The sequence below is a fragment of the Neorhizobium sp. PAMB6630 genome, from assembly GCF_058242775.1.
In genome coordinates this window covers 3,088,681-3,111,947 of record NZ_CM177836.1, presented here as the reverse complement: position 1 = coordinate 3,111,947, position 23,267 = coordinate 3,088,681, and the positions used below count along the sequence as shown (strand labels likewise).

Sequence of the window (23,267 nt, the reverse complement as noted above, 5' to 3'; positions counted from 1 at the left end):
TCTGCGGAAACGAAATCGGTTAGCGATCTACGATCCCATCCAGGTCGGGGACTGTGAGCCCCGCGTTAACCTTGTACCGGCTTCGTTCTCTTTTTGTGATCCGGGTCCTTGAGCCCGGCCTCGGGTCCTGCCAGGTTGGGGATGTTCCGGATGGCCGGAACAAGACGGCCCCTGCCGATGCTTGCAACATCGACAAGGGCCTGACCGTCAACCTTGTACAAGAAGGAATCGGGCTATGAGCACGAATACCGCTTCTGTTCCCTATGGGGAAGTTCTCCGTTCTATCATCAACACCAGCGAAGCCGCCGCGGCTGCCGCATCCCGACCGCGCCCGTTTGGCTTTGGCCGCAACGCAGTTCAGGCTGTGGCTTCAATCAACGGGCCAGCCGTGCTGCGCCGTCATCCGCATCTCGTTCGCTTCGCCGATGTCGAGGCCGATCTCGATCTGCTGATCAATCGCGCCATTGCGGCCATCATGGACGGCGAGCCGACCGAGGACGAGATCCTCGGCCACTACGTCAACATCGCCTCGCTTGTCCGCGCGGTCTCATTCCGGGAAGGCAAGCTTTTGGAGCAGGCGGTCGACCGCCTGGCGAAAGCCAACCCGAACGTCCTGGTCCTGACGCAGTCGTTAAAGCTGCCGCTGGTCAAGGCTGCGATGGAAGCCCTGTCCGGAAACGACTGGACCAGCCTGGATGGCGTAAAGCTCGATTGCGAGGCACCGGCCAAGGGATCGTACACGCCGGACCTGATCGTCGTGAACCGGGCGCGGCACACGGCCTACATCCTGGACCTCAAGCGGTCGTTGGCGTCGTATGGCGATACGAGCCGCCTCGAAGAGTTGAAGATGAAGATGATGGCGGGGGCAATGGTTCTGCCGGACTGGCTTTACAAACATCACAAGCGCCTGATGGTCGATGCGGTGGAAGTGGCGATCGTCGATGGTGCCAGCCGCCCGAGCGATCATGCCAACGGGGTCTGGGCACTCTCCGAGATTGACGACCTTCTGGAGATCGATGGTGTCGCCGCCTGCATGGCGGAATTGCGCCTGCGCTTTGGTCGTCGTGTGCAGCAGCTTCTCGAAGTTGAGGCGCGCAGGGCAATCAGTGTGAACGAGCCGGCCATGACCGTTGCGGTCGACGTGGTCGGCCATTCTTCAGTCCCCATGCCCTCGCGCATCAATCTCAACGGTCCAGGCAAGACCTTCGAGGAAGATCAGGCTGCCCGCTCGGGCGATGACGATCTCGCTCATGATGAACTCGGAGATGAAATCTTCGGGCCGTTCAAAGAGATTGAGGATGACGCGGCGAAGCCGATCTTCTTTCGCGTCGGCTATGCCCGTCGTCCGGCGGCGCACTGATCCAAGTGTCCTGATGGCTTGAACGCCGTGCCCTGACGCTTGTCGTCAGGCATCGGAAGTCGACCGCCATGGCCAGGGGCCGTGGCTTCCTCACCATTCCCTCATCTCTCATTGGTGCCGGATCGAATGTGGTCTGGCCAAGGAGCCGTCATGTCTTCCGACACCCATCCGGATGTGCCGCCGCGCATCCGTTGCGAGACGATCTCGCCCACTTCATCGCCAAGCCTGGCTTGCCATCGCTCGCATGGCACGATCCTTCGCTATCCCGGATCCGGTCTCGGCCGTCCGCTTGCCGACGATCCGGCTGTGCTGATCGGATTGGCGCTCGGCCATGTTCGGGAGGGCGATTGTCTTACCGGCACCGTGCCGGATGCGATCACCGACCGACTACGGGCGCATGCCGATCACGGTAATCCGGCCTGCCGCCTGTTGCTCGACTGGCTCGCAGGGCGCAACCGCGATCTCGTGGCATCGTCTTCGCCGGATCCCGTCAAACCGGATCGCGCTGCGTCCCGTCCCGGTCGCCGCATGATCCGGGAGCGCCGCCAGGCAGGGCCGGGCAGCTTGAAGCGGCGCAAGCCGACGAAGACCCAGTCGCCCGATCCCAAAACGGCAATCATTGCCGCGACGACGGAGGGCTGCGTCGATGAATAAGCTGTCCCGTCTCCTCATTCGCCGCCTGGAGCGCATCGCCCGTCGCGAGGCGCAGCGCAACGCGCATCGCAATGGTCTGCTGCACGTGAAGATCGTCGAGATCGGCGGCCATGTCATGCGGCGCTACGCACCGGCATTCAATACCTCCCGTCTGTCCGGAGATCGCAATCAGGATCTGGCGTGGCTGCGCCGGAATTTTGGCGGCTATCTTCTGCCGCCGCCACAGCCATCCGACATCGTCGTGACCGAAGGCAGACCTCATGCGTTCGTCTCGCCGTTTCCGTCTGGAGGGACGCAGGCCGGAACCGGTGAACGTATCTCGGCCTCTGATCATGCTCGCCGCGCTTACGCCGTCGGCCTCGTTGGCCGGGCGGGCAGAGCGCCACTGGTCAGCAACATCGTCGCCGCCCTCGTGCTTGCCCGCGCGATCGAGAATGGCCCCGTGCCCTTTGCCAAGATCGTACGCGCTGCCACTATGTCGGCGCCCGTCGTTTCACTGCATGCGCCGATGGCAGGCTTCGAGCAGGCCATGCGGCGGCTGATCGAGGTGCCCGGCTTCATCCCTGGGGGTGCGCCGAATGGGATTGATGGTGACTATGTCTATGACGACGGGTCTTTTGTAGCGTCCGAAGGAGCGGGACGGACCTATATCCAGTTCATCGGAGACAATGTCCGGCGCATCGGCGGAGCGGCGCTGCAGCGGCGGTTGGTAAATGCCCTGACGCGGGATTATCCGGTCGTGGCCATCTCGGAGAAGTCGGAGTCCATTCCGTCCGAGATCACCATTGCCGCCGATATCGATCTCGCCACCGGCTGGCTGGATTACTCATTCGTCAGTACAATGATCGAAGCGATGCATGGCTCTGCTGGCATCGGGGCGCTGGAGCAGTGGCGACAAGCCTACGACGCCCACTACCTGACGATCGATGATGTCGTGCTCGCCTTCCGGCCGGGGCGGAGCGCCCATGAGGTGATCGCAGTGCTGGCGTCACTGACCGAGCGCAATCGCATTGCGGCCCGGGACGGCGATGATGGTGAAGCCGATCCGGCTACGACCGACGCCGGCAAGCCATCGAAGTCGAAGAAGGATGCGGCATCGTCAGAGAAGACCTCGTCCGGAAAGGACAGCGGCGGCGGCTGGAAGCGCGACAAGCCATCGGGTGCCGAGGTCATCCAGCCGAAGCCGCTTGAGGACATCGATGCGCCCGGCCGCCGGTCACTAACCGTCGAGGCCCTGTCCGGCTACGGCAAGGCCAAGACCTGGGCACTGGATCTGAAAGTGGATCTCGCCGACTACCGTAAAGGCTCGCTTGCCTGGTCGGACATGAGCACCAAGCTGCTGCTTTACGGCGCGCCGGGGACCGGCAAGACAACCTTCGCCCGGGCGCTGTGCAACTCCTTGCAGGTTCCCTTGGTCGCCACGTCCGTTTCCACCTGGCTACAGGGCGGGCATCTCAATGATGTCATCGACAAGATGGCCAAGACTTTTGCCGAGGCCCGCGCGCTCGCGCCATCCATCCTGTTCATCGACGAGATCGACGGCATCGGCAAAAGGCAGCCAGCCGAGCAGGAATACGCAGACTACTGGAATACAATGGTCAACAAAGCGCTCGAATTGCTGGATGGCGCCGTGAAGAGTGAAGGGCTGGTCATCGTTGGCGCCACGAACAGGCCGGAACAGATCGATGACGCGATCAAGCGCTCCGGGCGATTGGAGACGCATATCGAAATCCCTCTGCCCGATGTCGCCACGCTCGCGGAGATCTTCGCCTATCATCTGGGCGATGACGTTGCGGCGCTGGTCGGCGAGGCTGGGTCGAAGAGCACTGAGGCCGATGAAAGATGTTCAGAGGATGCCGGGGCCTTGACCGAAGAACCATCAGTGTTCGACGGGCAGGCCGATAACAACGATGATGACGAACCTCGTTCCGACGAAGTCCGGAAAGGAGCAGCATAATGACCGCCACATCCACGCACATTGAACCCGGCATGCCTCACGCCGCTGTTCAGGCGGTCCTGAACCGGCTGGCCACCCGCGCCATGGGTTTGACAGGCGCCGACATCGAGCGGATCGTTCGCCAGGCACGGCTGAAAGCGCGCCGAGAGAAGCGGTCGATCCGTTACGAAGACATCGAGGAAGGCATCCGGATGGACCGGCCGATGGTCCCCTACGATCTGCGCTGGCGGTTCGCGATCCACGAGTCAGGTCATGCGGTCGTTCATCACGCTCTCAGGCTTGGGCCGATCCATGGCCTTAACATCGATACCCCGAGTGGCGGCGGCTACAGCCACCTTGGCTTCACCGCATCCGGCAGCGACACGCTTGGCTATCGGGAGGACATGCTGGCCATGCTGATGGCGGGGAGGGCTGCCGAGCAGATCGTGGTTGGCAAGGTGTCTGCCGGATCGGGTGGCTCCGAAGACAGCGATCTGGCGCGGGCGACGAAGCTCGCGCTTGCCATGGAACGTAGCCTCGGCTTCGGCGCCGTCCAGCCGCTGCTATACCGCGACGATAAGGATCCGACTGCTGTGCTCGATGGCAATCCGGATTTGGCGGCGCGTATTCATGCGCGGTTGGAGAAGGCGTTCGCACGTGCTGTCGAGACCCTCACCGAAAACCGGGACAGACTTGATGCCTTGGTCAAGGCACTGTTCGATGCTCAGGCGCTCGATGGAGTGGCCGTGAAGCGGCTCCTCAAACACAGTGATCGTGCAGGAGGAAGCTGATAGCCTTCGGTGAGCGTCGTAGTTGGGAGTAAGGTATGAATGTCGCTGTTGTCGCGCATTGCGACTGGAGTATGGACCGCAAGAAGCGCTGGATGGCGGTTGCCATCCGGGACGGCGTGCGCTGGCAGATGCATGCGCCAGAGCTGGTGGGCGACACGTCGACCCTGATTGACCGGATGAAGGTCAGATCGGTGGAGAAAGGCGCTCTGCTCCTCGGTTTCGATTTCCCAATCGGTCTTCCGATGGCCTACGCGCGCACCACCGAGCTTGGTTCGTTTCGTCAAGCCCTTGCCTCGTTCGGATCAGGTATCTGGTCGGACTGGTATAGCGTTGCTGACCACCGTAGCCGCATCTCCCTCCACCGCCCCTTCTATCCGGCGCGGCCGGGAGGCACCCAGCGAGCGCATCTCTTCGAAGCTCTCGGCGTGACCGATCCGCACGCGCTCTTACGTCTCTGCGAACGCGCGGCCCCTGATAGGCAGGCCGCCTGCATGCTGTTCTGGACGCTCGGCGGCAATCAGGTCGGAAAAGGCGCCATCACCGGATGGAGAGAGATGATCGTCCCCCGGCTGGATGACATCGGCCTCTGGCCGTTCGACGGCCGTCTTGTCGATCTTCTCGATACCAGGTCATGCGTAATAGCTGAGACTTATCCCGGTGATGTCTACAGACAACTCGGCATGCCCCGCAGCGGCTGGAGCAAGCGGCGGCAGGGAGATCGCCAGCGGATAGCGAGGATGATGATACCTTGGCTTGAGACACGGCCGGATCTCGACGCTCATGCTCTCCTGCCGATGATTGAAGATGGGTTCGGCGCGGATAAGGCGGGTGAGGATCGTTTTGATGCAGTCGTCGGCCTGTGCGGCATGCTCGACGTCGTCGACGGGCGGCGCGACGAGGGCGTTCCGGATATCGATGGGGTGCGCAGATGGGAGGGTTGGATCCTCGGTCATCATCGCAATGATGCACGGTAACCCGAGATGACGTGAGGCAGGTTGTCGGCAACGTACCTCACGTCTTCAGGACCTGAGACAAATTGCGCTCTTTTGATTCCGAGTTCGGGATTTTTGATTCAGAACTCAAACCGAATGATTCAGCAACGCCGTTTGCTGCGGTTCACCCTGTATTGATGCAAGGCAACGTGCCCGCAACGTGAAACAAATTGCGCTCTTTTGATTCAAATCTCTGAGCTGCCGATTCCCGGTTCGATATTTTCGATTCTGCCAAACGGCGCTTGCGCCGGTCGGCCGGTCCCCTGACCATTGGGGAGGCCGAGGAATGGGAGGGCGAATGATGAATGTAAAAGCGGCAAGGCAGCGGCAGAAGGCGCTTCGTGATGCGAACAGGAGTGCCCGTCGGCCTGAGCGGGATGATCTCGCGAGGGTGGCCCTTTACTGGCTCATCCGCAGGGCGGTCGATAAAGGCCAGGAGGCTGAACTCGGGAAATTCCAGGACGTGATCGTGTCTATGCTGAGCGATCAAGGCTTCGATGAGGGCGAATGCGATAGGGTCTTCGACGATCTCGTCTCGAAGTACCGGTCCGGTGGCCTTCCGTTCCGCCGGAAGCTTCACCTCCTCTATCCCGACGGTGTCGATCAGGATGCTTGAGCGGTCATTCATTTCGGACCACCTTTGGTTCCGGTCTTCCTTGTTGCTGGTACCGCTCAGCGCCTAACGGCGTTTGTCCATTTCAGGTGTTCTCCCCCCATTACTTCGTAAAACGCCGTTCGATTCTGAATCGAATTTCCAGAGCGTGCCGTGGGCTCCAACGTTTCATTAACGCGCTTCGCTTAGCTCGACCGCCCCCCTGAACTGAGGGGTCCAGTAACAACGAGTATGAAGTGAAATGACGAAACTTACCGCAATGAAAGCCTTCCAGCGCAAGATCGACGCCTATTGCGCGATGCGACTGATGCCAATCTTCTCGACGAAAGATACCGACGCTCTCACCGCCTATATGCGGCGTCTCATCGAGCGACGATGCGGTCCGCAGCGAACCGGAGTTCACACGGATTGGGATGTGGTTGCCCGGCTGACTGGCGTGGATGCGGCGATGCTCGCCGTACATCACCGTGCAATCGATCCGGCCTTTGATGCTATCATTCGATGGAGCAGGGATGGCGACGCCGGGAGAGATGCTACACGCAGTTCACGGAAATCTGCCGCGGACAAGAAGAAGGTGGTGTTGGCCGATCGACCGAAAGCTCGCGCGGGAACTGTTGGAGCGGACATCACGCCGCGTCGGGACGATTTCCCGAAACGAAAGCCCGCGGACATCATCGAGTTTCCGGAAACCTTGTTCCGGGAATGGTCCGATCCTTCCGGTTTCGCTGAGGCGCTCCAGCTTCATATGCGGCGGCATGACGAAACCTATTGGGTCCTCCATCGTTCCGTCGTCCGCTCCGACGAGGCTATGGACAAAAACACACTGCTGAGCTGGATCGAAGGACGGCGCGTGCCTCGCAGCACCGACAGCTTTGAAGTGCTCGGGCGGATCGAGCGCCGCTACCGCCTTCCGGACGGATACTTTAAGGCAAAACTTCCGCATCAGTCACGGTCAGCGTCCGGTTTCAATCTGTCGGAACTCGATCCGGCTGAACGTCGAAGGATCGCCTGGCATCTCCCGGACGACTACAATGCTCTACCATTTGCCAAGCGCCAGGAGATTCTGGATTGGGTGCGTCGTGTAATCATCAGCGGCTCAACGGATTACAGAAAATTCCAGGCGGCCGCAGCCAAACAACGCTACGCCATCCGCTTCCCGGGCGTGTCCTATGGCGGACGTGCACCGCGAGACGGCAAGATCGCAGTGCCGGCAAACTATGAGGAGACATGGATCGAGGATCCCGATCTCCTGTCGGGCGTCGTGGATGCACCGCCCGCATTGGCCCTGGAAATGGCAGACCTCGTCCGCTTCAAGACCTCGGCCCTCACGTCGATCGGCTTCCAACGCAACGGCGTCTGGGGTGAGGAGACGGCTTCTCAGAAGATCGAGCATTTGGGGCTCATGTTCGGCGCCTTGGCGGCGTCGAGGACGGGCGAGATCAAGGGTTACGGCGTGCCGGTCCGCCACCTGACATTCGGTCTCCTGATCTTCCCGGGCATATGGGACTGGTATCTGCAATGGCGTGAAAGCCGTCGCGGTTTCTACACGGCCTGGGAAGTCGATATGCTGCGGATAGCGCTGGCGATCACCAAGGAAGGCACTGGATGGCTTCGACAGCATCCCGAACTTCTCGCTCGGGTTCAGCCGATTCCCGGTCTCGTCTCGCAAAACGAGATCGACTATGCCCGTGAGGATTGGCATGGTGCGTGTGAGGATTTCCACAAGCACGCCGCTCATCGCGTAAAGGAAATCCAGCGCATCGCCCGCGTCCATCGCGATCCGTTCGAGCCGATCATGCCAGTGCTCGAGGCCGACAGTCCGGTTGGCGAATATCGCAAGATCACTGAGGAGATCATTCGCCTCATGCCGGACGAAGAGCGTTATCCGCGCCCGGCCGCGGAGGCAGTTCGATCGTTCCTCATGTTGCGGCTGGGATTGCATCTGGGGCTCCGCCAGAAAAATCTCCGGCAATTGATGCTCTGCCCACGCGGACAGATGCCGCGTCCGGAACGTGTCCTCGAAAAGCTGAAGCGCGGAGAAATTCGCTGGAGCGAGCGAGACAGTGGCTGGGAAGTGCTGATTCCAGCAGTCGCCTTCAAGAATGCCCATTCGTCATTTTTTGGAGACAAGCCGTTCCGGCTGGTTCTACCGGATCTGCTCGACCTCTACCGTTACATCGATGACTATGTCGACCGTCATCGCGCTACGCTTCTCAAGGGAGTTGCCGATCCCGGAACCTTCTTCGTGAAGACGGTGAAGACGACAAGCACCGATGCGGCATATGACGTGACGACCTTCTACGAGGCCTGGAGACTGACCATCCAGCGTTACGGCATCTATAATCCCTATACCGGGCGAGGGGCGATCAAAGGCCTGCTGCCTCATGGTCCACATAACGTGCGGGATGTGCTCGCGACCCACATCCTGAAGCAGACCGGCTCATACGAGCAGGCAAGTTACGCGATCCAGGATACGGCTGATATGGTGGCCAAGCATTATGGCCGCTTCTTACCTCAAGACAAGGCGGCACTGGCCGCACGAATTCTCAATCAGGTTTGGGAAGCCGCCTGATCATGTGGCAGATCAAGGCGGAAATCATTTCCGCCTTGATCATTCACTTCTTGCCTTCGCGTGCCCACGGCGGTGGTTGTCTCTTTTCGACCCACGGGAGAAGTTGCAATGGCTTGGGTTCGATGACCGATGAGATGATCGGATAGTGTTGCAGGGCGCTTCGCATCAACGGCAGCCCAGCAGGATTGGTGTATCGAGTGCTGGTCTCATTGCCCTCAGCCAATCTCCCCGAAATGTCCTCGATGACGTCTTGCGAGACTCCGGCCTGCTTGAGAGTATCTGCGAAGCCATGCCGGAAAGCATGAATGGCGCGCTCCCACATTTTTTCGCCGAGGACGGCCTGCATGATCGGAACGAAGGTGTCGTAGAACCTGTCGCCTGGGTCGTTTTCCGTTTTGTCCGAGAAGAGATCCGGGAAGAGGGTCGCATATCCTAGCTTCTTGATCGCTTGGACGTATTCGATGAAGCCCAATCGAACCATCTCTTCGGGCATGGGAAGCATGCGTTGTGACTGGATGTTCTTCAGTCGGCGAATCCCGTTGGACCTAAGGATGATGACATAGCCGTCCCCGTCTCTTGCAATGTCATTTACATGAAGCCCAGCAAATTCTCTGCGGCGAGGGCCAAGATAAGTGAACAGGATCGGCAAATAGTAGAGCGAGTCATGAAATACCTGTTGTCCGGCCGCTCGTCTTTGTCCACGCAGGTGGCCGAGGGAGCCGGCATAGAGCGGGCAGGAGAAGATCGGGGCGATATCCTGCGGCGATGGTTTGTACTGTTTGCCGCGAATCTCGCCGACCTTCGGCTTTTTCGGACGCAGCCCTTCAAAGGTCCAGCTCTCAATTTTGAACCCGTGACCTTTGAGATGTTTCAGGAAGTGCTGCAGATTTCCGAAGTGCTTTCGGATCGTCGTGGGGGCCAGACCAACTTTCGCAACGGTGCTCGTCAGCTCAGCCGCTTTGCGCAGTTTCTCGCCTTCAGCACGTAGGTCAGGCGCCGACATGACACGCATTTTACTGCTGCGTCCCCAATTTGTTGGAATGTGGTTGAGGTGCTGACGCAACAGGCCGATGTGGTACTGCTCCACTTGCCCGGAATGTTGAACGCCATGCTCCATGAGCACCGATTTGAACATCCGCACCAGCGCCATTGCATCCCGCGCGGTCGCTGGCTCCCATTCGTCTCCCATGTTGGCGATGAGCTTTTCGCACTCTTGCTCGAAGTCCGCAACGGCAACTACCCGTTGCCCGGCCTCAGAAGCTTTCGAGGCGGCCTTTTTCGCCACCGCCGGGCGCGGGGTTAGATCGAGCTGGGAGATTTCCGTTTCTTCTGGAATGGCGATCAGAGCCGTTGGCAAGGGTCGCTCATGGAATGAAGCCGCAGGAGCGGGGCCTGAAGCTGCGGTGTCAGCCGCCTGGGTCTCAGGATAAGGCGCAACGGCTCTTCCGCCGCCTGTGAATTCGCTCTGACTCTTGTCGACGAGGTCGTGGCGCTCGTCAATGTCGAGAAGCGCTGCTGCGCGGCCTTCGAACATCTTCGACGTCGCTCGTTCGCGGTTGGTCGCCGTGTCGTCGATTTCGAAATGAAAGATCAGTCTTCGGATGCCGTCTTCGAATCCGGCGCTGCGTGCCGTGGTCAACTCTCCCCGATAGTTTGCCCGGATAGCATCGACATGCGAGATCGGTACGCCCCTTTTCATGAGGTAGGCGAGGCCAGCGCATCCGTCCTCCAGGGAAAGCTCCACGCGGGTCCCGAACTTCGCCAGAAGCTGACAGGCCCAGCCGACCTCGAGATCGAGTTCCATCTCGACGACATCGCCACCGCGTCCATTGCGTTTGGCCATCGTGCTGATGTCGTCGAGCCTTTCGAGTTCCTTGTCCCGCTCGTGTTCGAACAAAGATTGTAGCTGCTGCCGGGTCGTCATCATGTCCTTCGAACGCATCTTCAATTCGGCCAGCCGCGTGTTGAGTTTGCGGCCAATGATCTGAGCCCTTCTATGGTCTGAACAATGAAGGCTCAGTGAAAGTCGGCTGCCTGGCCGACAGTGGATGAAGGCGGCCGGGATGCGCGGCCGCCAGTAGAAGATGTTTCCGCGGCGGATCAGATTCTCGACCTCGTGGCGCACGGCCATGACGAATGCCCTGTCTTTTGCCCAAGGCTTTTCCACCGCGCTCAAGCGTCGTGGGCATCACCTTTGGGCATCAGTTCTGGGCATCAGGTCGCCAATGATGCCAAAACGATATCCGGCACGACTGGAAAATCAAAGAATTAAGGGCTTTTAGGGAGAATTGGCTGGGGAACCTGGATTCGAACCAAGATTAACGGAGTCAGAGTCCGTCGTTCTACCGTTGAACTATTCCCCAGTCTGTCGAAACACCATGTGTTTCGGACTGTGCGGTGTGTGGGCTTTCGCCAGTTTCAGGTGGGTTTCCTGAGCACCGAACCGCGTCGGTGCGCGCCTTGTAACAGATTTTTCGGGTCGATCAAGTGCCCATCGGCGACTTTTTCCGCAGCGCGAAAATGAGGGATCGGCTGGAAGATGGCCGCGCTGGTGTTGCGGCTTTGGCGGGCGCGCAAACTGCGGCGATCCTGGGCCGTGACAAAGCCATTGGCGAAATCGTCTGCTGCTGTTATCCTCTTGTCAACGAAACGATTAACGCCGCAGCGGGCCCACGGCTCTTGCGCGGCATGATGGATAGATCAGTGATGAACCCCGACAGCGGCGGAAAGCCGCCCGAAGGCGGGGCGTCAGCAGCAGGACGACCGGACGAAAAATCCGGCCGTCGCCGAAAGGCCAAGCGGAGCGGCAAGCCGCCGTCCGCGGCTGTTGCGCATGGCATCGACAAGGGCGCACGCCCGGATGCCGGACGCCCGGATATAAAAGACGATACCGGCCCGCCGCGCAAGCGCAAGCGCCGACGTTCGCGTGGCGCAAAGGGCCAGGGACAAGGCCAGGGACAAGACAAGGCTCCGGGTGGCGGCGCAGAGGCCGTGTCCGGAACGCCGGATGCTGCTGGTCATCCCCGTACGCCTTCGCCAAAGACATCAGGTGGCAGCCATGCGGCCGCTGCCGCTGCGACGTACAATGGTGCCGAACGTGTCGGCAAAGGCGAGGGGGCGGGACGCCCGGACGGGTCCGCACGCCAGGACAGTCTATCGTCGCAGAGCGGATCAGGGCGCCCGGAGGATGGGGCTGAGGGCCGTGACGGACGTGAAACGTCCGCCGGCCGTCGTCGCCGGCGTGGTCGCGCCAAAAGCGAGGCGCGCAGCCTGCAGGGACGTCCGCTTGCATCCACCGGCAAGGGGGGCGCCAGCCGCGCCGGTCATGCATCTCACGGACATTCCGGCCACGGTTCGGGCTCTGGTTCAGGCTCTGGTTCAGGTCAGGGGGCGGCGCATGGTTCAAACGATGCGCCCCATCAGGCTGGGCATTCCGGTGGCGCCGGCCATCAGGCGGGGCAAGGCACGCGGGCAGCTGTCGGGCAATCCGGTCGGCATCCCGGCACTCCTGCCAGCCCCCATGCGGGTGGGCATCTGAGTGGGCAGGCCGGGGGTGGCGGTCGTTCATCCGCCGGTTCCCATTCTGGTCCGCAGGCGCGTTCTCATTCTTCTGGCGCACATCCGCATGGTGCCCACGGCCCCCATAGCGGGCATGCCAAAGGGGGGCATGGAAAGCCGGGCTTTACAACGTCCGCGCAGGAAGCACGCGGCCGTGCCGGATTTGCCGGCGAAGCGGCGGGGACGGTTTTCCGTGGCGCGTCAGATCGACCAACATCAGATCGGGCAACATCAGAGCGGGCGGCGTCCGATCGTGGCGCGCCGGATGATCTTTACGCCGCACTCGATCTTGGCACCAACAATTGCCGCCTGCTGATTGCCCAGCCGACGCGGCCGGGCCAGTTTCGTGTCGTCGATGCGTTTTCGCGCATCGTGCGGCTGGGAGAAGGGCTTGCCGCGACGGGACGCCTTTCCACCGAGGCGATGGACCGGGCTGTGGAAGCGCTGCGCATCTGCGCGCTAAAATTGGCCAACCGGCCGATCCGCAAGATGCGGCTGATTGCGACGGAAGCCTGCCGGGCTGCCGCCAATGGCGAGGAATTTTTGGCCCGCGTCACCAAGGAGACCGGGCTCGAGCTGGAGATCATCGACCGGGAAACCGAGGCGCGGCTGGCGGTCTCCGGCTGCTCGTCGCTGGTCGGGCGCGAGGCGCGTTCCGTGGTGCTGTTCGATATCGGCGGCGGCTCCTCGGAAATCGCGGTCATCCGCATTCGCGACAACCGCTCCTCGAGGCTTGCCAACCACATCACCCACTGGACCTCGCTGCCGGTCGGCGTCGTCACGCTTTCGGAACGCCATGGCGGGCAGAATGTCACGCCCGCCGTGTTTTCGGCCATGGTCGACGAGGTGGAGGGCATGCTTGCCGGTTTCGAATGCCCCGCACTTGGCGAGGAAAGCACACGTCCGGACGAGGATTTTCACCTTATCGGCACGTCCGGCACGGTCACCACGCTTGCCGGCGTGCATCTCGATCTGCCGCGCTACGACCGGCGCAAGGTGGATGGCCTCTGGCTTTCGGATGCGGAAGTGAGCGCCATGCAGGAAAAGCTTTTGTCCTGGGATTTCGAGGGCCGCGCGGCAAACCCTTGCATTGGGCCGGATCGCGCCGATCTGGTGCTGGCGGGCTGCGCCATTCTGGAGGCGATCCGCAGACGTTGGCCAAGCCAGCGCATGCGGGTTGCCGATCGTGGTCTGCGCGAAGGACTTTTGACCGATATGATGGCGGATGACGGCGTCTGGCGGCGCTTTCGCGGCCGCCGCCCAGGCGATAATGCGGCACGTGGTGCCACGGAGAACCATCGATGACCAAGGCTCCCATCGGCCGAAAGCTCGGCCAGAAGGTGAAAAAGGGCAAGCTCAAGGCGTCCTCGCGCCGCTGGATCGAGCGCCACATCAACGACCCCTATGTGCAGCGGGCAAAGATCGAGGGTTATCGCGCCCGCGCCGCCTTCAAGCTGCTGGAAATCGACGAAAAACACGAGATCCTGAAGGGTGCGCGGCGCATCATCGATCTGGGTGCAGCACCCGGCAGCTGGTCGCAGATCGCCGCCAAGGTGACCGGTTCCACGGATACCGACGTGCGCGTGGCCGCGATCGACTTTCTGGAAATGGCGCCGCTGCCGGGGGTGAAAATCCTGCAGCTCGACTTTCTGGACGAGGATGCGCCGGCGCAGCTGATGGACGCCGTCGGCGGCACGCCGGATCTGGTCATTTCCGATATGGCGGCGCCGACCACCGGCCACCAGAAGACAGACCACCTGCGCACCATGCATCTGTGCGAGGTTGCTGCCTATTTTGCCGTGGAAGTGCTCGGCGAAGGCGGGCATTTCCTGGCAAAGACCTTTCAGGGCGGCACGGAAAAGGATCTGCTCAACATGCTGAAGCAGAATTTTCGCCAGGTCATGCACATCAAGCCGGCCTCATCGCGGCAGGAATCGGTGGAAATGTTCCTGCTTGCCAAGGGTTTCAAGGGCCGCAAGGAAGGCAGCGTCATGGGAAGTTACCGCGACGAAATGCACCGTGAGAACGATCCGCTGGAGGATGCCGGCGACCATCGTCCGCAGTATGCCGACGAGGATGACGAGGGCTGAGTTTCAGCCCTCTTGTCTATTCCCCCGGCACGTCCACCGGCCGCGCCGCATAACGGCGGTGGCCGGAAACGTCGGAGCCGGCATTGGCCTTGAGCGACAGCAGCGGCAGCAGCGACGCGAGCGACACCGCCGAGACGAGGAAAAAGGCAAGGTGGAAATCGGCCAGCTGCAGGTGTGAGCCGGAGAGATAGGACGAGGCTTCCAGCACGAAGGCGGCAAAGGCGACGCCGAGCGCAAGGCTCACCTGCTGCAGCACGGAGCTGATGGATGTGGCCTGGCTTGCCTCGTCATCCTCGATTTCTGAGTAGCTCAGCGCATTGGTGCCGGTAAAGAACATCGAACGCGCAAGGCCCGAGGCAAACAGGAAAAGGATGATGACGCCCTGCGGTGTCTGGTCGGTGAAGAAGCCGTTCACGGCCGTCGTTGCAGCACCTGCAATGCTTGCCCCGATCAGCGTCATCTTGAAGCCCGTCGAGGCAAACAGCCGCTTGGCAACGAATTTCACCGTCAGCGCCCCAAGTGCCCCGGCAAAGGTGGTGAGGCCCGACTGGAACGGCGTCATGCCGAAGGCCAGCTGCAGCATCAGCGGCATCAGGAAGGGCACGGCACCGGTTGCGATGCGAAACAGCGTGCCGCCGGTAATGGCGGCGCGAAACGCCTGGTTGCGAAACAGCGTCAGCTTCAGGATCGGGGCAGGGTGCGTGCGGGCATGGCGAAGGTAAAGCCCGCCGCAGACAAGACCGATCAGTGTAGTGACGATGCCGACGATCGGCGGCAGCGCCGGCAGGCTGACCACCGAAAGCCCGAACACGGTGCCGGCGGCGGTCAGCGAAATCAGCAGGAAGCCGGTGAGGTCGATCGGCGGTGCATCGCGCCGTTCGATATCGGGCAGGTAGATCGTGGCCAGCCACACCCCGACAAGACCCACCGGCACATTGATGAGAAAGATCCAGTGCCAGGTGAAGTAGGTGGTGATGAAACCGCCGACCGGCGGGCCCGTCAGCGGGCCGACAAGGGCTGGAATGGTCAGAAGCGCCATGGCCGAGACCAGATCCTTCTTCTGCGTCGTGCGCAGCAAAACGAGCCGCCCGACCGGCGTCATCATCGCCCCGCCCATGCCTTGCAGGAAGCGCGCCATGACGAATTCCACGACGGACGAGGAAACGGCGCAACAGATGGAACCCACCACGAAAACGAGGATTGCGACGCGAAAAATGCTTTTTGCGCCGAACTTGTCGGCCATCCAGCCGCTGATCGGAATGAAGACGGCCAGCGCCACCATGTAGGAGGTCAGCGCCAGCTTCAGCGTGATCGGCCCGACGCCAAGGTCGGTCGCAATCGCGGGAAGGGCGGTGGCAATGACGGTGGAATCCATCTGCTCCATGAAAAGAGCGACGGCAAGGATGAGGGGGACAATCCGGTTCATGGCAGGCATGCTTTGCGAAACTTCGGCTGGCGTCTTCCTACGCCTCGTTTGGGCGTCCGGCTACTGGGTTTCAGGGTGTCTGGCATGGCTATCACGACTACGTGACAGGCGTTCTCCTTTGCATGTCTTTGCCATATCTGTTGCTGCGACCGGTCACGACGGCACACGCGCATTCGGTCTGCGCATGGGAGGGTGGCAATGCATAACTTTAAAATGGGGCGGCGCGCGCTTTTGGGCACGGCGGGGGTGGGCTTTCTGGCCGCACCGGCAGTTCTGTCCGGACGCGCCCTGGCGCAAGCCAGCAGCACACAAACCTCGACGGATAGACATATGACAAAAGTCCTGCCGGCAGATACCCACAGCTTCAAGCTCGGCGAGTTTGAGGTTCTGGTGGTGAAGGATGGCGCCCGCGCCTCCGGCAAACCTGGTGAAACCTTTGGCACCAACCAGAAGGAGCAGACGGTTTCGGCACTGCTGGAGCAAAATTTCCTGCCCAAGGACAATTTCGTCAACTCCTTCTCACCGACGCTCATCAATACCGGCAGCGACCGGGTGCTGTTTGATACCGGCTTTGGTGAAAGCGGCCGAGCCGCCGGCAATGGCCGTCTGCTGGAGGGCCTTGAGGCTGCCGGCTACCGCCCCGAAGATGTGACCGTGGTGGTGCTGACGCATCTGCACGGCGATCACATCGGCGGCCTGATGGAAGGCGGCAAGCCGGCCTTTCCGAACGCGCGCTACATCATCGGCCAGGTGGAATATGATTTTTGGAGCAGTTCGGCGCGCGTCGGCACGGCAGCGGAAGGCGGCCACAAGGCGGTGCTTGCCAATGTGAAGCCGCTGGCTGACAAGGCGACGTTCATCGGCAAGAGTTCAACCGTGGTGAGCGGCATTACCAGCCTGGAAGCCTTTGGCCATTCGCCCGGCCACATGATCTACAATGTCGAATCGGGCGGGCGTCGGCTGGTGCTGACGGCCGATACGGCCAACCATTTCGTGCTGTCGCTGCAGCGGCCGGACTGGGAAGTGAAGTTCGACATGGACAAGAAGGCGGCCGCCGCAAGCCGCAAGACGGTGTTCGACATGCTCGCCACCGACCGCGTCGCCTTCCTCGGTTACCACATGCCGTTTCCTGCTGTCGGCTACGTGGAAAAGCAGGAGACGGGCTACCGTTTCGTGCCCAAGTCCTACCAGTTCGACATCTGAGCGGATCGTCACCTGTCAGCCTTTGAAAAACCCGGGAGTTCGGCTTCCGGGTTTTTTCTGTTTCCTTCCCGTCATAACCGTGTTACCAGCCCTCGCCAACTTCCCATTCCTGAAGATCGCATCCGGTTAACCTCCCGCCGGACCGAACTTCCATTCATTAAAGGAAATTGGCCATGGCTCGCATTGTAGAATCTGCAACCGGCGCGGACGCGCTTACCTTCGACGACGTGCTGTTGCAGCCGGGACATTCGGAGGTCATGCCGGGCCAGACGAACATCGCCACCCGCATTGCCCATGACATCGAGCTGAACCTGCCGATCCTCTCGTCTGCCATGGATACGGTGACTGAAGGCCGTCTGGCGATTGCCATGGCGCAGGCCGGCGGTATCGGCGTTGTCCACCGCAACCTCACCCCCGTCGAACAGGCCGAGCAGGTTCGCCAGGTCAAGAAGTTCGAAAGCGGCATGGTGGTTAACCCCGTCACCATCGGCCCGGAAGCCACGCTTGCCGAAGCCAAGGCGCTGATGAGCGCCCATGGCATTTCCGGCATCCCGGTTGTGGAAGGCACCAGCCGCCCCGGCCGCCTCGTCGGCATTCTCACCAACCGCGATGTGCGTTTCGCTTCCGATCCCAGCCAGAAGATCTACGAGCTGATGACGCGGGAAAACCTCATCACCGTCAAGGATGGCGTCGAGCAGCAGGAGGCCAAGCGTCTCCTGCACAGCCACCGCATCGAAAAGCTGCTGGTGGTCGACAATCAGGGCCGCTGCATCGGCCTGATCACGGTCAAGGACATCGAGAAGTCGCAGCTCAACCCGCATGCCTCCAAGGATGTGCAGGGACGCCTTCGGGTGGCCGCCGCCATCTCCACCGGCGAGGACGGTCGCGAGCGCGCCGAGCGCCTGATCGAGGCCGGTGTGGACGTGATCGTTGTCGATACCGCCCACGGCCATTCCCAGAAGGTGCTGGATGCGGTGGCTGAGGTGAAGAAGATGACGAACGCCGTGCGCATCATCGCCGGCAATGTGGCAACCGGTGACGGCACCCGCGCCCTCATCGATGCCGGTGCGGACTGCATCAAGGTCGGTATCGGCCCGGGCTCGATCTGCACCACGCGCATCGTCGCCGGTGTCGGCGTGCCGCAGCTGGCCGCCGTCATGGCCGCCGTTGCCGAAGCCAACAAGCACAACATTCCCGTGATCGCCGATGGCGGCATCAAGTTTTCCGGTGACGTGGCAAAGGCGATTGCGGCCGGCGCGTCTGCCGTCATGGTCGGCTCTCTTCTCGCCGGCACCGATGAAAGCCCGGGCGAGGTCTATCTCTACCAGGGCCGCTCCTTCAAGGCCTATCGCGGCATGGGCTCGGTTGGCGCCATGGCCCGCGGTTCTGCGGATCGTTATTTCCAGGCGGAAGTGCGCGACACGCTGAAGCTCGTGCCTGAAGGCATTGAGGGCCAGGTTCCCTACAAGGGGCCGGTCTCGGCCGTGCTGCACCAGCTCGCCGGTGGCCTGAAGGCTGCCATGGGGTATGTCGGCGGCAAAGATATCCTCGATTTCCAGGAAAAGGCCACCTTCGTGCGCATCTCCGGCGCCGGCCTTCGCGAAAGCCATCCGCATGGCGTGACGATCACCCGCGAAAGCCCGAACTACCCCGGCGGCGCCTGAGATTTCTCGTCAACCATGCACAAACTTCGCGGCTGGCAGCCATTGCCAGCCGCCGTTTCCCTCTTATGCTGGGATATCCGGGGATCGTTCCGGATATCGGGGGGAAGTCATGAAAATCATTCTTGCAGGCCTGCTTCTGGCCGCCGGCCTTTGTTCCGCAGCCGCCGCTCAGACGGTGCGAGAAGGCACCTATGACGTTGCCGGCACCAATCTCGACGGCTCGCCTTACGATGGCACCGCCGTCATCACACTCACCAGCGAAACCACCTGTTCCATCGAATGGTCGACGGGCGGCACGACGTCGGCCGGCATCTGCATGCTGCACGACAATGCTTTTGCAGCTGGCTATGTGCTCGGCGATGCTGTCGGCCTCATCGTCTACGAGGTGAAGGATAATGGCGTGCTGGATGGCGTCTGGACCATTTCCGGCGAAGACGGTGCCGGCACCGAGGTGCTGACCCGCAGGAACTGATCGTTTTCCTTCGGGGGTTCCGTATCCCCGAGGCTTTCCCTCGCGGGTGTCCTTCGTCTATGACATGGCCAGTGTCTGCCGAACCCCGAGGAATGAGTGATGATTTCCAACGAAGCGATGATCTGGCCGATGGTCGCGCATGCGGCCCTCGTCCTCATTCTCTACGTGCTGCTGTCGAAGCGGCGGGTGGCGGCGGTGAAGGCCGGACGGGCGACCGTCTCGCAGTTTCGCGCCAACCTTCAGGAGCCGGAGGACAGTCTTTTCGTCCACAACAACCTGAAGAACCAGTTCGAGCTGCCGATGTTCTTCCACATCTGTTGCCTGGCTTTGTTTGCCGTCGATGGCGACAATATTGGCACCGTCATCCTCGCCTGGCTGTTCGTTGCCTCGCGTTATGCCCATTCTTATGTACATGTCACCAGCAACCGGGTGTTCCTGCGCCGCAACCTTTTCATGGTTGGCGTGGCAAGCGTTGTCGGCATGTGGGTCTGGCTGGCCGTGTGGCTGGCGCTCACCTGATAGTCTGACGGCTTTTGCGGCAGATCAAACTGTCACAGGGTCGGATCCTCTAGAGCCGGTGCAGGCGGAAAGACCGCTTGCAAGGCAGTCGCGCGGCACCAACAGGTGCCGTCATCGGTTCGAGGAGAAGATCCATGGCAGCAATGATGAAGGCCGCAGTGGTGCGCACGTTCGGCAAGCCGCTCACCATCGAGGAGATGCCGATCCCGGAACCCGGCCCCGGCCAGATTCTTGTCAAATACGAAGCAACCGGCGTCTGCCACACGGATCTGCACGCCGCAAACGGCGACTGGCCGGTCAAGCCCAATCCTCCCTTCATTCCCGGCCACGAGGGCACCGGCTACGTGGCAAAGCTTGGCGCGGGTGTCTCCCGCATCAAGGAAGGCGACCGCGTTGGCGTGGCCTGGCTGCATACCGCCTGCGGCTGCTGCAATCCCTGCCGCACCGGCTGGGAAACGCTTTGCGGCAGCCAGCAGAACACCGGTTATTCTGTCAACGGCACCTTTGCCCAGTATGGCTTGGCCGACCCGGATTTCGTCGGCCGCCTGCCGGATAATCTCGAATTCGGCGCCGCTGCCCCCATCCTCTGCGCCGGCGTCACCGTCTACAAGGGCTTGAAGGAAACCGAGGTGCGCCCCGGCGAATGGGTGGTCATCTCAGGCATTGGCGGCCTTGGCCACATGGCGGTGCAATATGCCAAGGCCATGGGCATGCATGTGGTGGCCGCAGACATTTTTGACGACAAGCTTGAGCTTGCCAAAAAGCTTGGCGCCGACGTGGTGGTCAATGGCCGCGACGCTGATGCCATCGCACAGGTGCAGAAGGCAACCGGCGGCGCCCACGGCGCGCTGGTGACGGCTGTTTCGCCAAAGGCGATGGAACAGGCCTATGGCTTCCTGCGCTCCAAGGGCACGATGGCGCTGGTTGGCCTGCCGCCGGGTTTCATCTCGCTGCCGGTGTTCGAGACGGTCTTGAAGCGCATCACGGTGCGCGGCTCCATCGTCGGCACGCGCCAGGATCTCGAGGAAAGCCTGCAATTTGCCGGCGAAGGCAAGGTTGCCGCGCATTATTCCTGGGATAAAATCGAAAACATCAACGACATCTTCCACCGCATGGAAGAAGGCAAGATCGACGGCCGCATCGTGCTTGATCTCGCCGGCTGACAACTCCCGACGCATCTATGACAAAGCCGTCCCGCGCCGGGGCGGCTTTTTGCATCTCCCCGCATGAACGAAGTTTAATCTTGCAGGTGATGACAATTTGAAAGCTGCGCCCCATGTGAAGATGAAGATGCTGCAGTTGCGAACAAGCAGAGAGCATCGGGAGTTCAGGGCATGCGGTCCATCGAAAATATTCTTGTCTTCCAGGGCGGCGGGGCGCTTGGCGCCTATCAGGCCGGCACCTTCGAGGCGCTTCACAGAGAGGGTATCAAGCCGGACTGGCTCGCCGGCATTTCCATCGGCGCCATCAACTCCGCCATTATTGCCGGAAGTCCTGACGATCGGCAGGTGGAAAACCTGCGCCAGTTCTGGGAGATGGTGTCTTCGGGCCTCGATTTCGGCCCGGTGGTTCAGCATGATGCCAAGCGGCTGCTCAAGGACTGGTCTGTGCTTGCCGGCGCGATGACCGGCATTCCCGGCTTTTTCTCGCCCCGCCTGCAGACCCCCTACCAGCTTCTGTTCAACCGCGACGTGACGATCAGCCATTACGATACGGAACCGCTGTTGAAGACGCTCGACAGGCTTGTCGATTTCGACCGGATCAACCAGGGTGAGGTGCGCCTCAGCCTTGGGGCGGTCAATGTCAAAACCGGCAATTTCGCCTATTTTGACAATCGAGACATCAAGCTCTCGGCCCGCCATGTCGCCGCCTCCGGCGCGCTTCCACCGGGCTTTGCGCCGGTGGAGATCGACGGCGAGTTTTATTGGGATGGCGGTCTCGTCTCCAACACGCCGCTGCAATATGTGCTGGCGGCCGATGGTTTCGAGGCGGACTTGTGCATCTTTCAGGTCGATCTGTTTCCCGCCCGTGGCCAGATGCCGCGCGACCTTCTGGAGGTCGATGCGCGCGTCAAGGAAATCCGCTATTCCAGCCGCACGCGCATGAACACCGACGAGTTCGCCCGCAAGCAGATGTTTCGCCGTGCGGCCCGCCGCCTCCTCGAAAAACTGCCGCCGGAGCTTCGCGACGACGAGGATGTCAAACTGCTGCGCTCCGTCGGCATCGAATACGATGTGACGCTGGTCCATCTCATCCACCGCAGCGCCGCCTATGATTCGCACGCCATGGATGCGGAGTTCTCGCGCGCCAGCGTCGAAGCCAACTGGAAGGCCGGTTATGACGATGCCATGCACACGCTGAACCATCCCAAGTGGAAAAAACGGGGCCGTCCGAAGGATGGCATCCAGATCTTCGATCTCGCCCGGGACAGGCCGCGAGACGAATAACGACGGACCCTCAGCCGGTACAAAAACACCGACGGGGCGGCCCGATTTCAAGGAGACCGCACCATGACCCTCAACGGAAAAATCGCCATCGTCACCGGATCGGCAAGCGGCATCGGCGCCGAAATCGCCAGGCGTTATATCGAACAGGGCGCCCATGTCGTCATCGCCGATCTCAGGCTCGATGCGGCGGAAGCAAAGGCCAAGGAACTCACCGCCATCGGCCCCGGCCGGGCAATCGGCATTGCCATGGATGTCACGGACGAGGCGGCGGTGAATGCGGGCGTTGCAAAAACCGTGGAAACCTTCGGTCGCGTCGATATCCTCGTCTCCAATGCCGGCATTCAGATCGTCCACCGGATCGAGGATTTCCCGTTTGCCGACTGGAAGAAGATGCTCGCCATCCATCTCGATGGCGCCTTCCTCACCACCAAGGCCTGCGTGCCGCACATGAAGGCGAGTGGCGGCGGCGCGGTCATCTACATGGGCTCCGTCCACTCGCACGAGGCCTCGCCGCTCAAGTCCGCCTATGTCACGGCAAAGCACGGGCTTCTCGGCCTTGCCCGGGTGCTCGCCAAGGAAGGTGGCGAATTCGGCATCCGCGCCAATGTCATCTGCCCCGGTTTCGTGCGCACGCCGCTTGTCGACAAGCAGATCCCCGAACAGGCGAAAACGCTGGGCATTTCCGAGGATGAGGTGGTGAAGCGGGTGATGCTGGGCGAAACCGTCGACGGCGAGTTTACCACGGTGGAGGATGTCGCCGACGTTGCGCTGTTCCTCGCCGCCTTCAAGACCAATGCGCTCTCCGGCCAGTCGATCACCGTCAGCCACGGCTGGCACATGGGCTGAACTTTCCCGGTCCGCCGGGGCATCACGTCGACGCAACCCGCGCCGCTCCTGAAGCATCACGCAAAGTTGTGGCGCGGGTGGCGGCCGGGCCGCTTCCAAAACCTGCGCTTTCGCCCATCTTGTC

At 61.4% G+C, this 23,267-nt stretch carries 18 protein-coding genes and 1 tRNA gene; 15 read left to right on the top strand and 4 right to left on the bottom strand.

Annotation, left to right across the window (positions count from 1 at the left end):
* Window positions 1-235 precede the first annotated feature (235 nt).
* From AC4CWF_RS14935 to AC4CWF_RS14915, 5 genes are all read left to right on the top strand, one after another.
* A complete protein-coding gene (locus AC4CWF_RS14935) occupies window positions 236-1,360 on the top strand; it encodes a hypothetical protein (RefSeq protein WP_491282423.1) in 1,125 nt (374 codons plus the stop codon).
* Window positions 1,361-1,510: 150 nt separating this feature from the next.
* Window positions 1,511-2,014, top strand: coding sequence for a hypothetical protein (locus tag AC4CWF_RS14930; RefSeq protein WP_491282422.1), 504 nt, complete (start codon window positions 1,511-1,513; stop codon window positions 2,012-2,014).
* Window positions 2,007-3,971 carry an AAA family ATPase gene (locus AC4CWF_RS14925; protein WP_491282421.1) on the top strand — a complete coding sequence of 655 codons (1,965 nt, stop codon included), beginning with the start codon at window positions 2,007-2,009 and terminating at the stop codon, window positions 3,969-3,971. Before AC4CWF_RS14930 ends, AC4CWF_RS14925 begins: the two co-directional genes overlap by 8 nt.
* Window positions 3,971-4,741, top strand: a complete 771-nt coding sequence (locus AC4CWF_RS14920) for an ATP-dependent metallopeptidase FtsH/Yme1/Tma family protein (protein ID WP_491282420.1) — start codon at window positions 3,971-3,973, stop codon at window positions 4,739-4,741. The genes AC4CWF_RS14925 and AC4CWF_RS14920 overlap by 1 nt, the downstream gene beginning before the upstream one ends.
* A 35-nt stretch (window positions 4,742-4,776) precedes the next feature.
* Entirely contained in the window at window positions 4,777-5,715 is a 939-nt protein-coding gene (locus AC4CWF_RS14915; RefSeq protein ID WP_491282419.1) for a DUF429 domain-containing protein, read from the top strand.
* A gap of 142 nt (window positions 5,716-5,857) precedes the next feature.
* Here AC4CWF_RS14915 and AC4CWF_RS14910 read toward each other — a convergent pair whose 3' ends face one another.
* Complete coding sequence (locus AC4CWF_RS14910; RefSeq protein ID WP_171902407.1) at window positions 5,858-6,361, bottom strand: hypothetical protein; 504 nt, start codon at window positions 6,359-6,361, stop codon at window positions 5,858-5,860.
* Between the two features lie 226 nt (window positions 6,362-6,587).
* Here AC4CWF_RS14910 and AC4CWF_RS14905 point away from each other — a divergent pair, with 226 nt between their 5' ends.
* On the top strand, window positions 6,588-8,918 hold the full coding sequence (locus AC4CWF_RS14905; RefSeq protein WP_491282418.1) for a hypothetical protein: 2,331 nt from the start codon (window positions 6,588-6,590) through the stop codon (window positions 8,916-8,918).
* A gap of 43 nt (window positions 8,919-8,961) precedes the next feature.
* On the opposite strand, the gene AC4CWF_RS14900 is transcribed toward AC4CWF_RS14905, so the two are convergent.
* Together AC4CWF_RS14900 and AC4CWF_RS14895 are read right to left on the bottom strand one after the other, a co-directional pair.
* Entirely contained in the window at window positions 8,962-11,085 is a 2,124-nt protein-coding gene (locus AC4CWF_RS14900) for a DUF6538 domain-containing protein (protein WP_491285420.1), read from the bottom strand.
* A 122-nt stretch (window positions 11,086-11,207) separates the two neighbouring features.
* Window positions 11,208-11,281: transfer RNA gene (locus AC4CWF_RS14895), tRNA-Gln, on the bottom strand.
* 907 nt (window positions 11,282-12,188) lie between these two features.
* Between AC4CWF_RS14895 and AC4CWF_RS14890 the strand changes: the two genes are divergently transcribed.
* Entirely contained in the window at window positions 12,189-13,781 is a 1,593-nt protein-coding gene (locus AC4CWF_RS14890) for a Ppx/GppA phosphatase family protein (RefSeq protein WP_491285419.1), read from the top strand.
* Window positions 13,778-14,566: an RlmE family RNA methyltransferase gene (locus tag AC4CWF_RS14885; RefSeq protein WP_491282417.1), complete on the top strand. Its 789-nt coding sequence runs from the start codon at window positions 13,778-13,780 to the stop codon at window positions 14,564-14,566. Before AC4CWF_RS14890 ends, AC4CWF_RS14885 begins: the two co-directional genes overlap by 4 nt.
* A 16-nt stretch (window positions 14,567-14,582) precedes the next feature.
* On the opposite strand, the gene AC4CWF_RS14880 is transcribed toward AC4CWF_RS14885, so the two are convergent.
* Window positions 14,583-15,992, bottom strand: a complete 1,410-nt coding sequence (locus AC4CWF_RS14880) for a DHA2 family efflux MFS transporter permease subunit (RefSeq protein ID WP_491282416.1) — start codon at window positions 15,990-15,992, stop codon at window positions 14,583-14,585.
* Between the two features lie 213 nt (window positions 15,993-16,205).
* Here AC4CWF_RS14880 and AC4CWF_RS14875 point away from each other — a divergent pair, with 213 nt between their 5' ends.
* The 7 genes from AC4CWF_RS14875 to AC4CWF_RS14845 all read left to right on the top strand — a co-directional run bounded on the left by AC4CWF_RS14875 (window position 16,206) and on the right by AC4CWF_RS14845 (window position 23,143).
* On the top strand, window positions 16,206-17,195 hold the full coding sequence (locus tag AC4CWF_RS14875) for an MBL fold metallo-hydrolase (protein WP_491285418.1): 990 nt from the start codon (window positions 16,206-16,208) through the stop codon (window positions 17,193-17,195).
* 173 nt (window positions 17,196-17,368) lie between these two features.
* Window positions 17,369-18,859, top strand: a complete 1,491-nt coding sequence (guaB, locus tag AC4CWF_RS14870; RefSeq protein ID WP_491282415.1) for an IMP dehydrogenase — start codon at window positions 17,369-17,371, stop codon at window positions 18,857-18,859.
* 109 nt (window positions 18,860-18,968) lie between these two features.
* Entirely contained in the window at window positions 18,969-19,331 is a 363-nt protein-coding gene (locus tag AC4CWF_RS14865) for a hypothetical protein (protein ID WP_491282414.1), read from the top strand.
* A 99-nt stretch (window positions 19,332-19,430) separates the two neighbouring features.
* The gene (locus AC4CWF_RS14860; protein ID WP_491282413.1) at window positions 19,431-19,850 is read left to right on the top strand and encodes an MAPEG family protein; all 420 of its coding nucleotides are present in this window, start codon (window positions 19,431-19,433) and stop codon (window positions 19,848-19,850) included.
* Window positions 19,851-19,984: 134 nt separating this feature from the next.
* Window positions 19,985-21,013 carry an alcohol dehydrogenase AdhP gene (adhP, locus tag AC4CWF_RS14855; protein WP_491282412.1) on the top strand — a complete coding sequence of 343 codons (1,029 nt, stop codon included), beginning with the start codon at window positions 19,985-19,987 and terminating at the stop codon, window positions 21,011-21,013.
* A gap of 171 nt (window positions 21,014-21,184) precedes the next feature.
* Window positions 21,185-22,297, top strand: a complete 1,113-nt coding sequence (locus AC4CWF_RS14850; protein WP_491282411.1) for a DUF3734 domain-containing protein — start codon at window positions 21,185-21,187, stop codon at window positions 22,295-22,297.
* A gap of 63 nt (window positions 22,298-22,360) precedes the next feature.
* Window positions 22,361-23,143 carry a 3-hydroxybutyrate dehydrogenase gene (locus AC4CWF_RS14845; RefSeq protein WP_491282410.1) on the top strand — a complete coding sequence of 261 codons (783 nt, stop codon included), beginning with the start codon at window positions 22,361-22,363 and terminating at the stop codon, window positions 23,141-23,143.
* Window positions 23,144-23,267: the final 124 nt, after the last annotated feature.

Coding starts and splice junctions, on each gene's coding strand:
- AC4CWF_RS14850 (WP_491282411.1), top strand. CDS start 21,185: ATGCGGTCCATCGAAAATATTCTTGTCTTCCAGGGCGGCGGGGCGCTT.
- AC4CWF_RS14910 (WP_171902407.1), bottom strand. CDS start 6,361: ATGAATGACCGCTCAAGCATCCTGATCGACACCGTCGGGATAGAGGAG.
- AC4CWF_RS14865 (WP_491282414.1), top strand. CDS start 18,969: ATGAAAATCATTCTTGCAGGCCTGCTTCTGGCCGCCGGCCTTTGTTCC.
- AC4CWF_RS14875 (WP_491285418.1), top strand. CDS start 16,206: ATGGGGCGGCGCGCGCTTTTGGGCACGGCGGGGGTGGGCTTTCTGGCC.
- adhP (WP_491282412.1), top strand. CDS start 19,985: ATGGCAGCAATGATGAAGGCCGCAGTGGTGCGCACGTTCGGCAAGCCG.
- AC4CWF_RS14905 (WP_491282418.1), top strand. CDS start 6,588: ATGACGAAACTTACCGCAATGAAAGCCTTCCAGCGCAAGATCGACGCC.
- AC4CWF_RS14920 (WP_491282420.1), top strand. CDS start 3,971: ATGACCGCCACATCCACGCACATTGAACCCGGCATGCCTCACGCCGCT.
- AC4CWF_RS14860 (WP_491282413.1), top strand. CDS start 19,431: ATGATTTCCAACGAAGCGATGATCTGGCCGATGGTCGCGCATGCGGCC.
- AC4CWF_RS14885 (WP_491282417.1), top strand. CDS start 13,778: ATGACCAAGGCTCCCATCGGCCGAAAGCTCGGCCAGAAGGTGAAAAAG.
- AC4CWF_RS14935 (WP_491282423.1), top strand. CDS start 236: ATGAGCACGAATACCGCTTCTGTTCCCTATGGGGAAGTTCTCCGTTCT.
- AC4CWF_RS14915 (WP_491282419.1), top strand. CDS start 4,777: ATGAATGTCGCTGTTGTCGCGCATTGCGACTGGAGTATGGACCGCAAG.
- guaB (WP_491282415.1), top strand. CDS start 17,369: ATGGCTCGCATTGTAGAATCTGCAACCGGCGCGGACGCGCTTACCTTC.
- AC4CWF_RS14880 (WP_491282416.1), bottom strand. CDS start 15,992: ATGAACCGGATTGTCCCCCTCATCCTTGCCGTCGCTCTTTTCATGGAG.
- AC4CWF_RS14845 (WP_491282410.1), top strand. CDS start 22,361: ATGACCCTCAACGGAAAAATCGCCATCGTCACCGGATCGGCAAGCGGC.
- AC4CWF_RS14925 (WP_491282421.1), top strand. CDS start 2,007: ATGAATAAGCTGTCCCGTCTCCTCATTCGCCGCCTGGAGCGCATCGCC.
- AC4CWF_RS14930 (WP_491282422.1), top strand. CDS start 1,511: ATGTCTTCCGACACCCATCCGGATGTGCCGCCGCGCATCCGTTGCGAG.